The 13,307-nt window shown below is 55.5% G+C and carries 10 protein-coding genes and 2 pseudogenes; 3 read left to right on the forward strand and 9 right to left on the reverse strand.

The window, feature by feature from the left end:
- Positions 1–94: 94 nt before the first annotated feature.
- Positions 95–355, reverse strand: a complete 261-nt coding sequence (locus WM95_RS16815; protein ID WP_008500962.1) for a DUF2534 family protein — start codon at positions 353–355, stop codon at positions 95–97.
- 209 nt (positions 356–564) lie between these two features.
- Between WM95_RS16815 and eco the strand changes: the two genes are divergently transcribed.
- Positions 565–1,068, forward strand: a complete 504-nt coding sequence (gene eco / locus WM95_RS16820; protein ID WP_028013891.1) for a serine protease inhibitor ecotin — start codon at positions 565–567, stop codon at positions 1,066–1,068.
- Between the two features lie 80 nt (positions 1,069–1,148).
- Here the strand turns inward: eco and mqo are convergent, their stop codons facing one another.
- Positions 1,149–2,798, reverse strand: coding sequence for a malate dehydrogenase (quinone) (mqo, locus tag WM95_RS16825; RefSeq protein WP_063409147.1), 1,650 nt, complete (start codon positions 2,796–2,798; stop codon positions 1,149–1,151).
- A gap of 187 nt (positions 2,799–2,985) precedes the next feature.
- Here mqo and WM95_RS16830 point away from each other — a divergent pair, with 187 nt between their 5' ends.
- A complete protein-coding gene (locus WM95_RS16830) occupies positions 2,986–4,275 on the forward strand; it encodes a SulP family inorganic anion transporter (RefSeq protein ID WP_047744219.1) in 1,290 nt (429 codons plus the stop codon).
- On the opposite strand, the gene mgtE is transcribed toward WM95_RS16830, so the two are convergent.
- From mgtE to ompC, 6 genes and pseudogenes are all read right to left on the reverse strand, one after another.
- Positions 4,238–5,674: a magnesium transporter gene (mgtE, locus tag WM95_RS16835; protein WP_047647232.1), complete on the reverse strand. Its 1,437-nt coding sequence runs from the start codon at positions 5,672–5,674 to the stop codon at positions 4,238–4,240. The two genes, WM95_RS16830 and mgtE, sit on opposite strands and share 38 nt — an antisense overlap.
- A gap of 148 nt (positions 5,675–5,822) precedes the next feature.
- Positions 5,823–7,466 carry a multidrug ABC transporter permease/ATP-binding protein gene (locus tag WM95_RS16840; protein WP_063409160.1) on the reverse strand — a complete coding sequence of 548 codons (1,644 nt, stop codon included), beginning with the start codon at positions 7,464–7,466 and terminating at the stop codon, positions 5,823–5,825.
- A 69-nt stretch (positions 7,467–7,535) separates the two neighbouring features.
- Positions 7,536–8,192: a DNA oxidative demethylase AlkB gene (alkB, locus tag WM95_RS16845; protein WP_023312505.1), complete on the reverse strand. Its 657-nt coding sequence runs from the start codon at positions 8,190–8,192 to the stop codon at positions 7,536–7,538.
- Positions 8,192–9,250, reverse strand: a complete 1,059-nt coding sequence (gene ada, locus WM95_RS16850) for a bifunctional DNA-binding transcriptional regulator/O6-methylguanine-DNA methyltransferase Ada (RefSeq protein ID WP_063409145.1) — start codon at positions 9,248–9,250, stop codon at positions 8,192–8,194. The genes alkB and ada overlap by 1 nt, the downstream gene beginning before the upstream one ends.
- Positions 9,251–9,322: 72 nt before the next feature.
- On the reverse strand, positions 9,323–10,378 hold the full coding sequence (gene apbE / locus WM95_RS16855; RefSeq protein ID WP_023312507.1) for an FAD:protein FMN transferase ApbE: 1,056 nt from the start codon (positions 10,376–10,378) through the stop codon (positions 9,323–9,325).
- Between the two features lie 114 nt (positions 10,379–10,492).
- Positions 10,493–11,458 (reverse strand): annotated as a pseudogene (ompC, locus tag WM95_RS16860) (porin OmpC); the annotation flags it as partial.
- Positions 11,459–11,517: 59 nt separating this feature from the next.
- Here ompC and WM95_RS16865 point away from each other — a divergent pair.
- Entirely contained in the window at positions 11,518–12,723 is a 1,206-nt protein-coding gene (locus tag WM95_RS16865) for an IS256 family transposase (protein ID WP_088544805.1), read from the forward strand.
- 28 nt (positions 12,724–12,751) lie between these two features.
- On the opposite strand, the pseudogene WM95_RS27230 reads toward WM95_RS16865, so the two are convergent.
- Positions 12,752–12,907, reverse strand: a pseudogene (locus WM95_RS27230) (porin OmpC); the annotation flags it as partial.
- Positions 12,908–13,307: the final 400 nt, after the last annotated feature.

Consider the following 13,307-nt stretch of genomic DNA (forward strand, 5'->3'; position numbering starts at 1 on the left):
ATAGGATATCGCGGATTAAAAAAACCTGAGGAGAGTGGGATGAGACCATAAAAAAGCCATCCGGCAGGATGGCTTAGCTATTGCGAGTCAGCGCTTAATGCTTCTCACGTCCGCCCAGGAAGAAAATGCCCAGCGGAATGGCCAGCAGAACGGTGAAGACAAGGCTGTAAACGAAGATCATCGCCGACTGCAGCACATACATGCTGGTAGTCCAGGCGGAGAGAGGAATGTTGTACTGTTCAATGACGCCAACAATGGTGGCCCGCCCGACGCACGCGGCAGCAATCATAAACACGACGAGTAGCGCCAGGAGGAACTTGCGGCCTTCAGGTGTTTTCAGTTTTGCACGAACCATCTCTCTTCCCTTTTACAGATGAATAACAATATATAGGGGCTAAAATAACACGAACTGACACCCGACTCCACACCAGCATAAACAACCACCAAACAGGCAAATTAAAAGCGCATAACGCTACCCATAGTGAAAATGTAAGTAAATAACACCGTTCATTCATCGTTGTTATGTTAACCTGCGCAGGATCGTTTTGACATAAAGGAATGACAATGAAAAACGCACCTAAATTTGCCATCGCGCTTCTCGCCGCCGCGTGCGTCAGCACCAGCGCTTTCGCCAGCGACGCCCAAAAAGCGCAGCCGCTGGAAAAAGTTGCACCCTATCCGCAAGCGGAAAAAGGCATGAAGCGTCAGGTGATTCAACTGCCGGTTCAGCAGGACGAAGCGAATTACAAAGTCGAACTGTTAATTGGCAAGACGCTGGAAGTGGACTGCAATCAGCATCGTCTGGGCGGCCAGCTGGAAAGCAAAACCCTGGAAGGCTGGGGTTATGACTATTACGTCTTTGATAAAGTGACCTCTCCGGTCTCTACCATGATGGCCTGCCCGGACGGCAAGAAAGAGAAGAAATTTGTGACGGCCTATCTGGGCGACAACAGCCTGCTGCGCTACAACAGCAAGTTGCCGATCGTGGTATATACGCCTGAAAACGTGGAAGTAAAATATCGCGTGTGGAAGGCAGAAGAGACGGTCGGACAAGCGGTAGTACGTTAAAAACAAGTCGGGTGGCGGCTTCGCCTTACCCGACCTGCTAAACTAAAAACGGTAACAGATGTTACCGTTTTGCTTTTACCTTACAGCGCGATATCCGCAACCGGCTTGTTTTCCGGCTGAGGCTTCAGCTCCGCCTTCGGCGCAGCATCCGCAGCCTGCGGCTTCACGTACTGCAGCTGCAGCACGCGGCTGGTGTACTCCAGCTCTTGTTCCGTCGCATCCACGTTACCGTTCAGCTTCGTGCCGTAGGATGGAATAATGGGTTTCAGCTTCGCCTGCCATTCCGGGCTGGCAACTTTGTCTTTAAACACTTTTTCCATCAGGTGCAGCATGATTGGCGCAGCGGTAGACGCGCCCGGCGACGCACCCAGCAGCGCGGCAATCGTGCCATCCTTATCGCTCACCACTTCGGTACCCAGACGCAGCACGCCGCCCTCTTTCGGATCGCGCTTGATGATCTGTACGCGCTGACCCGCCTGCCACAGACGCCAGTCTTCTTTCTTCGCCTGCGGATAGTACTCTTTCAGCGCCTCGAAGCGGTCGTCGTCAGAGAGCATCACCTGGCTGATCAGGTATTTCACCAGGTCGAAGTTATCCAGACCCACGTCCATCATCGGCTTGACGTTAGAGGTGGTCGTGGCGCTGAGCAGATCCCACAGGGAGCCATTTTTCAGGAACTTCGTGGAGAAGGTCGCGAACGGCCCAAACAGCACCACGCGTTTGCCGTCAAGCATACGGGTGTCGATGTGCGGAACAGACATCGGCGGTGCGCCAACGGAAGCCTGGCCGTACACTTTTGCCAGATGACGGTTCACCACTTCCGGGTTTTCTGACACCAGGAACTGGCCGCCCACCGGGAAGCCCGCGTAGTCGTCAGCTTCCGGAATACCGGACTCCTGCAGCAGCTTCAGCGCCGCGCCGCCCGCACCGATAAAGACAAACTTCGCCTTGATGACGTGCTCGGCTTCGTTGTTTTTCAGATCGGCAACGGTCACGCTCCAGCTGTTATCCGCGTTGCGCTTGAAACCGCGCACTTCGGTGCTGAGCTGCAGGTTGAAGTTCTCTTTTTTCTTCAGAGACGTCACCAGCTGACGGGTAATTTCACCGTAGTTAACGTCGGTACCAATTTCGGTACGGGTCGCCGCCACTTTCTGGTTCGGGTCACGACCTTCCATGACCAGCGGAGCCCACTCTTTAATCTGCGCGTGGTCTTCAGAGTATTTCATCCCGCGGAACAGCGTGCTCTGCTGCAGAGCGGCGTAGCGCGCGCGCAGGAAGTTGACGTTCTGCTCTCCCCACACAAAGCTCATGTGCGGCACGGTGTTGATGAAAGAGTGCGGGTCGTGCATCACGCCGCTGTTGACCTGATGAGACCAGAACTGGCGAGAAACCTGGAATGCTTCGTTGATCTCTACCGCCTTCTCGATACTAATGGAACCGTCCTTTTTCTGCGGCGTATAGTTCAGTTCCATGAGTGCCGAATGTCCGGTACCGGCGTTATTCCATCCGTTCGAACTCTCCTGCGCCACGCCATCAAGGCGCTCGACCATGGTCATAGACCAGTCAGGCTGCAGTTCTTGCAGATAGGTTCCCAGCGTGGCGCTCATGATACCGCCACCAATTAAAAGGACGTCCGTTTCCTGCTCTTTTGGTGCGTCAGCTTTCGCCGCCATGGAGACGGTGTTAAGCCCCACGGCCAGAGAAAAGAGCATGGCAGTCATTTTTTTCATAATTTATGCCTTAGTGTAAAAGTGCTTGATGCGTGGAAATTGCAGGTGAAAAAAGCTGCGGGGGCACGGTAACAACTTTTAAATATTGTTTAAAGGTTACGAAATTATTGTAATTGTGAAATTTAATGATGGATTGTTTGTGAGGAATTATCGATGCGTCTGGTAAAGCGCGGTTTTACTGGCTAGTATGTTGCGTTTTGTGATCGCGCGCACGGAAGCCTGCCCTAACCAGCGAACTGTTATGTCCTTACCCCATTCTGCTGTATCCCCCGAAGACCGCGTAGCCAACGTGCTGCGTTCCCCAAAGCGGCTAACGCGTGAAACGCTGGCAGGCGTGATTACCGCCCTGGCGCTGATCCCCGAGGTTATCTCTTTTTCGGTGGTGGCGGGCGTTGACCCAAAGGTCAGCCTGATCGCCTCCGTGGTGCTGTGTCTTACCCTGTCGGTACTGGGTGGCCGCCCGGCGATGGTCACGGCAGCGGCCGGTTCCGTGGCGCTGGTCATTGGTCCGATGGTGCATCAGCACGGCGTACAGTACATTCTTCCCGCCGTGCTGATGGCTGGCGTGATTCAGATTCTGTTTGGCGTGCTGGGCATGGCAAGGCTGATGCGCTTTATCCCCCAGTCGGTCATGACCGGGTTTGTTAACGCCCTGGGCATTTTGATCTTCTTCGCTCAGGTACCGCATTTCTGGAGCCGAAGCCCTCTGATTGTGGGCCTGTTCGTCCTGACGCTGCTGATCGTGCTGTGGGTGCCGCGCTATATCAAAAGCATCCCTTCCCCGCTGATTGCGATTGTTGTGCTTACCTTGTTTACCGTTTCAACCGGTCAAATCCTGCCGACCGTGGGCGATGAAGGCTCCATGAGCGGCGGTTTGCCGGGTCTTACCGAGCTGCTGGTCCCGCTCAATGTGCAGACGCTGAGCATTATCTGGCCGTGCGCGCTGAGCATCGCGTTTGTCGGCCTGCTGGAATCCCTGCTGACGGCAAAGCTGGTGGATGAGCTGACCGCAACGCCGTCGAGCAAGCGCCGTGAGAGCATCGGGCTGGGCGTGGGTAATATTCTGGCCGGATTTTATGGCGGAATTGCAGGCTGCGCGATGATCGGACAAACCATCGTCAACGTGGAGATGGGGAAAGGTCGAAGCCGCATTTCAACCTTTGCGGCGGGCATCGTGCTGCTGATCCTGGTGACGGCGCTCAGCGACGTGATGGCCAAAATCCCGATGGCGGTGCTGGCGGGTATTATGGCGATTGTCGCCGTCAAAACCTTCAGCTGGCACAGCCTTCAGCCAGCCACGGTGAAAACGGCCCCGATTGCAGAAACGGTCGTCATGCTGGTCACCGTAGCCGCCACGGTATCAACCGGCAATCTGGCGATTGGCGTGCTGGGCGGGATTATCGTCATGGCACTCCTCCCCGCCCGCATTAAGCGTCGGCTTAAAGCAGAAAAATCGTCGCCAGCCCAAGAAAAATAAAGAAACCGCCGGTATCGGTGATGGCGGTGATCATCACGCTCGACCCCACCGCGGGGTCGCGGCCCAGTTTGGTCATCGTCAGCGGGATAATCACGCCCATTATCGACGCCACCAGCAGGTTCAGCACCATCGCCAGCATCATCACGCCGCCCAGGGCCATATCGTCGTACAGCCACCAGGTGATGCCGCCCATAATCCCGCCCCACACCAGGCCGTTAATTAGCGCGACGCCCATCTCTCTAAAAATGAGCCACGAAAAGTTACCTGGCTGAATGTTTTCCAGCGCCAGCGCGCGAACGATCATGGTTATAGTCTGGTTTCCGGTGTTGCCGCCGATTCCGGCCACAATCGGCATCAGCGAGGCCAGCGCCACCAGCTGAGAAATGGTGTGTTCAAACCCGTCAATCACCCGGGAGGCGATAAACGCGGTACACAGGTTAATGGCCAGCCACGCCCAGCGCGTTTTTACCGCCTTGCCGACGGAGGCATGGACGTCATCTTCGGCGCTAATCCCGCCGAGCGCGCGCAGGTCGTTGTCGGTTTCTTCATAGACCACGTCAACGATCTCATCGATGGTCAGACGCCCCATCAGTTTGCCGACGGAATCCACGACGGCGGCACTCACCAGGTCGTCACGCTCGAAGGTACGCGCCGCTTTCTCCGCATCGTCTTCCGGGGAGAAGACCATCGGCTCGTTTTCCATCACCTCGCTCACCTTCCGCTGGGTGCTGTTGAGCAGGATGGTTTTCAGCTCAAGTTCGCCAAGCAGGGTTTTATCCCGGGAGGTGACAAACAGTTTATCGGTGTTGTCCGGCATTTTGCCCAGGCGACGCAGATAGCGCTGCACGGTACCGAGCGTCACGTCCGGTCGCACCGTGATAACGCCGAACTCCATGATCGCGCCGACGCTGTTTTTCTCGTAATGCATCACCTGACGCACGCGCGCGCGTTCATCGGCAGGCAGTGACGCCAGCAGGCGGCCGGTCAGGTTTCGCGGCAGGTGCTGAACGAGGTAAATCTGCTCGTCGATATCCAGGGTTTGCACCGCGTCGAGAATATCCCGGTCGCTCATCTCGTCGATCAGGTCGTCCCAGACGTTTTCGGAGGCCTCAAGCAGCACCTGCCCGCGCTCGTGATCCTGCACCAGACGCCACAGGGCGTGACGCTCTTCCGAGGGAAGCGCTTCAAGGGTATCCGCCAGATCCGGCGGGGGTAAATGAGCAACCAGCGCACCTACCTCAGCAATATCGTCGGCCAGGGTGCCGACATCATATTGCTCAGCCAGGGTGAGTTTGCCTAAAAGCGTAGAAGTGACCGCTTTATCGGTCGTGAGAAGCCAGATGAGTCGCGCGCGCTCCTGGTCACGCTGTCTGGCGCTGTTTTTCTTTAATACCGACATCAATCATAAATCCATTAAATGAGTTGGGGTTAAGCATAGCGCGGGGATATGTAAATAAGAATAAACAACGGGACGGGATGGAGAAAAAAGCGGCATTACGGCCACGATCTATCCCCTCTCCCTGTGGGAGAGGGTTAGGGTGAGGGCATCAGGCCGTACGCGCCACCGCGTCACGCGAGGCCGCATCGCGCTCTTCACCGGTCAGCTCGCTCAGCTTGCCGTCGCGCATCTCCAGCAGGCGGTCAGCATGAATGAAGTAGTGATCGTCGTGGCTGATGGCGAAAATGGTTTTGCCCATCTCCTGCATCAGCGGCAGCAGCACCTGATAAAACTCGCGGCGGAAATGCGGATCCTGATCCGCAGCCCACTCGTCCAGCAGGATGATGTCACGCTCTTCCGCCAGCGCCAGCAGCAGCGCCACGCGCTTTTTCTGCCCTTTGGAAAGCTTCAGATTGAGAATTTTACCGTCCTGAAGTTCCAGCTTGTGCGACATCTGCAGCTGCGCCAGCCATTTTTCCACCAGCGCCGGATTGGCCTGTTGCCCTTCCGGCCCCAGCAGCCGATCGAACAGCCAGACGTCGGTGAACACCGCCGAGAAAAGCTTGCGGTAATCCTCGGGCTTCTCCGCGCTTAGCGCCTTGCCGTCCAGCAAAATCTCGCCCGACTGCGGCTGATAGAGTCCGGTTAGCAACATCGCCAGCGTAGATTTACCGCTGCCGTTACCGCCGATGAGGAACAGCAGTTCACCGCGGCGGATCGTCAGGTTGACCGGTCCCACGGAGAAAGCGCTGTCCTGATAGCGGAACTTGACGTTACGCAGCTCCAGCGTCTGCCAGTTCGGGAAGGCCTGCGGGCGTGGGAATTCGGCCTTGAACGGCGCGAGATCGAATTTTTTGAGCTTATTAAAAGCCACCTGCGCACTCAGCAGGGTGGGCAGCGCACCGACCGCTGAGAGCAGCGGCGTGCGCAAAAACAGCAGCGTCAGCGAGTAGGTTGCCGCGACGTTGGTGTCGGCCCAGCCCAGGCCGTTCGCCATCCAGAACACCAGGCCAATGGCGCCCAGCATCATGATGTTTGACCAGTTCACCGCGCTCAGGTGGAAGGTGTCGGCGCGAATAATATGATGACGGTATTCGCGCGCGTCCGGGATATAGAGATGATTAAAGATATGCTCGGCGCGCTCGCGGTTCAGGGTGAGCTCTTTGCGCCCTTCCAGCACCGTCTGGTAATCGTTATAAAGCTTATCTTCGGTTTCGCGCAGTACCGCCATGTGTTTATAGACGCGCGACACCAGCATAAAGCCGCCCCAGATGGTAATGACAATCCACAGCGCGGTCACCGCCAGCATTTTGCTGGAGAGCCAGGCGAGATAGGCAGCCGAGCCAAAGGTCAGAATGATCCCCTGCACCAGCTCCGGCAGACGAACGAACGCGATGGTAATGGCGCGCACGTCGCTGGTCAGCCCCGCCAGCAGGGAAGCGCTGCCGAGCTGCTCAACGCGCTCTACCTGAGTATCGAGGATCCGCTTGATAAACTCACTGCGCAAACGGAAAACGAAATGGTGCCCGAGCGTGGTCAGCGCCAGCTGGGAACCGAGCGTAACCGCCATCAGCAGGAGCAGCAGGCCGAGAAACTCCGGCAGAACGGAGAGCGAAGTGTCGGTCATTTCAATCAACCGCACGTTAATAAACGCGATCAGGCCAATCCCCAGCGCGGCGCTGGCAAGGCTTAACGCCATTACTGCGATGAAGGGCCAGCAATACTGACGCCAGACGAGGAGAAGTAGTTGCATGCAGGCAATCCGGACAATAAAAATCAGCCAGCAGTGTAAACTGCCCTGCGTGTACATCAAGAATAATTCTTATTTTAGTTTACTGTGCCCCGCCTGGCGGAAGGTCAGGTTAAAACGGTACTCGCCCGTGAGCGGGTGGATCCCGGGCTTCAGCGGCTGAATGCCGTGATAATAAAGCCGCGACTCCCTGCCCCACACCACCACATCGCCATGTTCCAGCATAATGCGCTTGAGCGGGTCGTTGCGGCGTAATCCCCCAAACTGGAAGACGGCAGGCAAACCTAACGATACCGAGACGATAGGCGCGCGAAGATCGGGTTCATCCTTGTCCTGATGCAGCGAGAGCTTCGCGCCAACGGCGTAGCGGTTGATCAGGCAGGCATCTGGCCGGAAGTCAGGATACTGCGCTGCCACGGCGGCCTCGTGGCAGAGAGACTGAAAAATCGCGGGCATCGGGGGCCACGGCTGGCCGGTAGCGGGATCGTTCGGAGCATACAGATAGCCCCGCTCGTTCGTCGCCCAGCCCAGTTCGCCGCAGTTGGCCATGGCCACCGACATGGTGTAGCCGCCCGGCGTCACCATATGGCGAAATGGCGAAACCGCCGTCACCTCGTCGATACCGGCAAGAAGCGCCGCCGCACGGGAGAGTGCAAAACGGCGCAGGATCACCGCTCCCGGAGCAAGCGGCTCCTGCCAGGGTTCAGCATCCGCAAAAAGATCGAGCATTATCCCTCCTGGCGTTTCGCCTCACGTTTCAGTAATAGCGCCTTTCGCGCCGAGCCCCAACGGTAACCCGACAGCGCGCCGTCGTTCCGAACCACGCGATGACAGGGGATCACAATCGCCAGCCTGTTTGCCGCACAGGCTCCGGCAACGGCGCGTACCGCACTGGACTGGCCAATCGCCTGCGCCACCTGCCGGTAACTTGCCGTTTCGCCGCAGGGAATGTTGCGAAGGGCCTGCCAGACGCGCTGCTGGAACGCGGTTCCGCGAATATCCAGCGGCAGCGCAAGTGGTACATCGCGGTTATCAATACTGGCAATCACCTGCTGGATCCGCTGTGCGAAATCCTCTTCCAGCGGCGCATGCGCTGCTTTTGGAAAATGCGCGGCAAGCTCTTCGGCTAATTCTTCATCGCTGTCACCCAGCAGGATCGCGCAGATCCCCCGCTCGCTTTCCGCAACCAGACAGCGTCCTAACGAGCAGTCGCTGATGGCATAACGCACTGCCGCATCCCCTTTGCGGTACTGCTTCGCCGTCATGCCCAGCGCATCGTTGGCTTTACGATAATAGCTGCTGCTGTCGGGAAACCCCGCCGCCAGCACGGCGTTGGTAACTTTGTCTCCCTGTGCAAGCGCGGTGCGCAGGCGCTGGCCTCGCGCCGCCTGCTGCCAGGCCTTTGGCGTCATGCCGGTCACGGACTTAAACAGACGGTGGAAATGGAAAGGACTCATGGCGACCTGCTGCGCCAGCCCCTCCAGGGTTAGCGTGGGATCCTGCTCCAGAAGACGGCAGGCGTGTTCCACTTTTGCCAGCTTCTGCGCCTGCGGATCGCGTTTGTCCGGCATGCAGCGCTTGCACGGGCGAAACCCTGCCTGAACGGCATGTTGGGCATCGGGATAAAAGCGGACGTTTTTACGCAGCGCGTGGCGGGCGCGGCATGACGGGCGGCAGAAAATACCCGTCGTCTGCACGGCGAAGACAAACTGTTCGTCAGCGAGCGGATCGCGGGCCAGCACGGCCTGCCAGCGATCCTCATCGGTAATAAAGGTTGAGTTTCTCATTATCGGCTCCTCTTGTAAGCATACATAGAGCCTGCCTGAGTGCCACTGATAAAAAACCCGCAACCTTGCTTTTTAATTTTTGTCGCGCACCAGGAAGCTATTGAACTGCGGCGAGCTCCAGGTTTTGAACCCGTCGCCCTCTTTGGTGATCATATAAACCGCCAGCCCTTCCTGGCGAACCACCTCTTTGGCTTTTTCCGGGCCGAGAACCATTAAGCCAGTATCCCAGGCATCCGCTTCCAGCGCCGTTGGGGCGATGACCGTCACCGAGACCAGGTTATGCGTGATGGGACGGCCGGTCTGCGGATCGATAACATGCGAAATACGCTTCCCGTCAAGCTCGTAATAGTTACGATAGCTCCCGGAGGTACTGATGCCATGTCCGTTGATATCCACTATCGCCTGTACGGCATTTTGCCGATCGGTCGGCTTTTGAATCGCTACGCGCCACGGCTTATCGCTGGCGTTCATCCCCCGGCTGACTAGCGCGCCGCCCACGGAGACCAGATAGCGGGAAATGCCTTCCTGGGCCATCAGCGCTGCAAGATGATCCGCCGCATAGCCTTCCCCTACCGTCGACAGATCGACAAACAGATCGGGGATATCCTTTTGCAGGTACTGTTGTCCGTACTGATTGATCACCGTCAGATGCTGCAGCCCTGTCCGGGCGCGGGCGTCATCAATGGCCGCCTGTTCGGGCGTGGTCACCGGCTGTTTGTTAGGGCCAAATCCCCAGAGGTTTACCAGGGGTCCGACGGTCACATCCATCGCGCCGTTGGTTTTATAACCCACGCGTATAGATTCGGTCACGATATCGGCCATCGCCTCGCTCACCGGCCACAGGGAGGTGCTGGTGGAGAGGTTAAAGCGCATCAGCGCCGAGTCATTTTTATAGGTTGAGAGCAGCTGATCGTCGGCATCCAGCTGAGACTGGATTTTGCCGCGTAGCTCATCTGTGCGTGTTTTATCGAGGTTCATCACGCTGACGCGCCAGAAGGTGCCCATCGTTTTGCCTTCGAGCACCGTCGCGGCGGGTGCGTCGGCTTTCGCCACGGGCGCGGAATCGTCACACGCGGTCAGGAAAAAAAGCATAGCCAGAAAGCTGGCGCGTAAAAAAGTCATGTCCATTCATTATTATCCTCATGCCAGGGCGGCAAGAGTACACCAAAACGGGTGAGTTGTTCGAATCTGCGAGACACAAAAAAGGGGCCAGCAGGCCCCTTACGTCACACGATGAAGCGATTAGAACTGGTAAACCAGACCCAGCGCTACGATATCGTCAGTACCGATACCCGCCTGACGGGTGAATTCATTTTCATCAACCAGGTTGATTTTGTAATCCACGTAGGTGGACATGTTTTTGTTGAAGTAGTAAGTCGCACCAACGTCAACATATTTCAGCAGATCCTGATCGCCGTAATTTTCGATGTCTTTCCCTTTAGACTGCAGGTAAGCCACGGACGGACGCAGGCCGAAGTCGAACTGGTACTGAGCAACCACTTCGAAGTTCTGCGCTTTGTTAGCAAAGCCGTAAATGTCGCTGCTGCTCTGAGAATTGCCGAAACGGGTTGCGTTGTAGGTCTGGGAGTACTGCGCCGCAAGGTAGATGTTGTTGGCGTCGTATTTCAGACCACCAGAATAAACTTCAGCACGATCGCCTTCGCCCTTCAGCGCCAGGTTAGCGGTGTTGTTCTGGTCAGCGGTACGTTTGGAAGAAGACATTGCACCACCGATGCTGAAGCCTTCACCCAGGTTATAGGTAACGGATGCACCGTAGCCGTCGCCGTTCTGTTTCAGGGTGCTACGACCGGTGTCGTTTTCACCGCTTACGCTGCCGTTTTTACCCTGATACTGCAGGGCAAAGTTCAGGCCATCCACCAGACCAAAGAAGTCCTGGTTGCGGTAGGTCGCCACGCCGTTAGCACGGGACTGCAGGAAGTTGTCCGCACCGTAAGTATCGCCGCCAAATTCTGGCAGAACGTCGGTCCAGGAGGTTACATCGTAGATTACGCCGTAGTTACGACCGTAATCGAAAGAACCCGCGTCAGCGAATTTCAGACCCGCGAACGCCACACGCGTCCAGGCCTGGTTGTCGCTTTCAGAGGTGTTGCCCTGGATCTGGTATTCCCACTGGCCGTAACCGGTCAGCTGATCGTTAACCTGAGTTTCGCCTTTGAAGCCAAGACGCATGTAAGTCTGGTCGCCGTCGGCGGTAGTGTTCAGAATTCTGTGTCATTTCATTAAACTACGACAAAAAGAGATGACACATGACCAAACCATCCTTCGATATCGAAGCTGCATTGCAAGCCTTGCGTGACGGTAAAGACCTGACTGGCAAAGACGGCATTCTTACCCCGCTTATCAAGCAATTGACCGAAGCGGCCATGCAGGCCGAACTTGAGCAGCACCTCGCCCAAGATGAAACGCCCAATCGCAAAAACGGCTCAACATCCAAGACCATCAAAAGCATCGCTGGGCGCTTTGAACTCAATACGCCTCGTGATCGGGCCGGTACCTTTGAGCCGCAAATCATCAAAAAACACCAGACCCAGTTGACTGACGAGCTGGAGCGCAAAATCATCGCCCTGTTTGCGCTTGGAACTAGCTACCAGGATATCCGGGCGCATATCGAAGAGTTGTACGGCATCCATCTGTCCAACGGTACGCTCAACGCCGTGACTGACAAGCTGCTGCCTGAGTTACAAGCCTGGCGTGACCGTGAGCTGGATGCGATTTATCCGGTGATGTGGCTCGATGCCATTCACTACAAGATCAAGGAAAATGGCCGCTATATCACCAAAGCTGTTTACACCATTCTGGGCCTGAATGTCGAAGGTAAAAAAGAGCTGCTCGGTCTTTATCTGTCAGAGCATGAAGGGGCCCATCACTGGTTAAGCGTGCTGACCGATCTGCATAACCGGGGTGTCAAAGACATACTGATTGCCTGTGTGGATGGCTTGAAGGGCTTCCCTGAGGCCATCGCAAGTATCTATCCTCGAACGGAAGTTCAGCACTGCGTCATCCACCAGATCCGCAACTCATTGAAATATGTTGCCAGCAAGAACCAGAAAGCCTTCATGGTGGATCTGAAGTGCGTGTACAAAGCGGCTACCCTGAGTGCGGCTGAATCGGCGCTGGATGAGTTGGAGGCCAAGTGGGGCGAGAAATACCCAGTCGTCATTAAATCCTGGCGCAATAAATGGGAGACGCTGTCGGCCTATTTTAAATACCCGGAATACGTCAGAACCGCCATCTACACGACCAATGCGGTCGAGGCGGTACACCGGCAGTTCCGCAAACTGACGAAAACCAAAGGCGGTTTCGCCAATGAAAACAGTTTGCTCAAGCTGTTATACGCCGGTATGTTGCAGGCATCAGAACGCTGGACGCTCCCCATCCAGAATTGGAATCTGACGCTGTCGCAGCTATCGATCCATTTCCCCGGCAGATTGGATGATCATATTGACCTATGATCGGCTGACACAGAATATTGAACACCCTCCCGTCGGCACTCTTGTCGTCAGAGAAATAGTGCAGACCATCGACTTTACCGTACAGATCTAATTTGTTGCCATCTTTGTTATAAATTTCGGCCGCATTTGCTGCGCCTGCCACCAGGAGTGCTGGTACCAGGAGGGACAGTACTTTAACTTTCATTTTATTAACCCTCTGTTATATGCCTTATAATTGCCACTGCTTACTGGTTAACCCTCATTAACCAGTCGGCAATTTCATTCTCCGCAAAATTACAGAATAATCCAATGCGAATATGATACGAAAACTTTGAAGATGTTTCATTTACCCATCAACATGTTTCAAAATGTAAATATCAAGGAACTTTTACAAAGCACAAATAGCTTAGAAAATTAGCACTTATAATCAAACAGGAAAATCACCACATACACATCAAAGAGTTACAATAAAATCCGTTACAGCACTGAATGACAAAACAAGATCGCACCTAATCTCTAAAATAACTCTCGCTATCATCATTAACTTTATTTATTACCGTCATTCAGTTTTGAATGTCTGTTTATCCCTAATTGAACCGGATGCT

Source organism: Enterobacter cloacae complex sp. ECNIH7 (assembly GCF_002208095.1).
Lineage (GTDB): Bacteria > Pseudomonadota > Gammaproteobacteria > Enterobacterales > Enterobacteriaceae > Enterobacter > Enterobacter cloacae_M.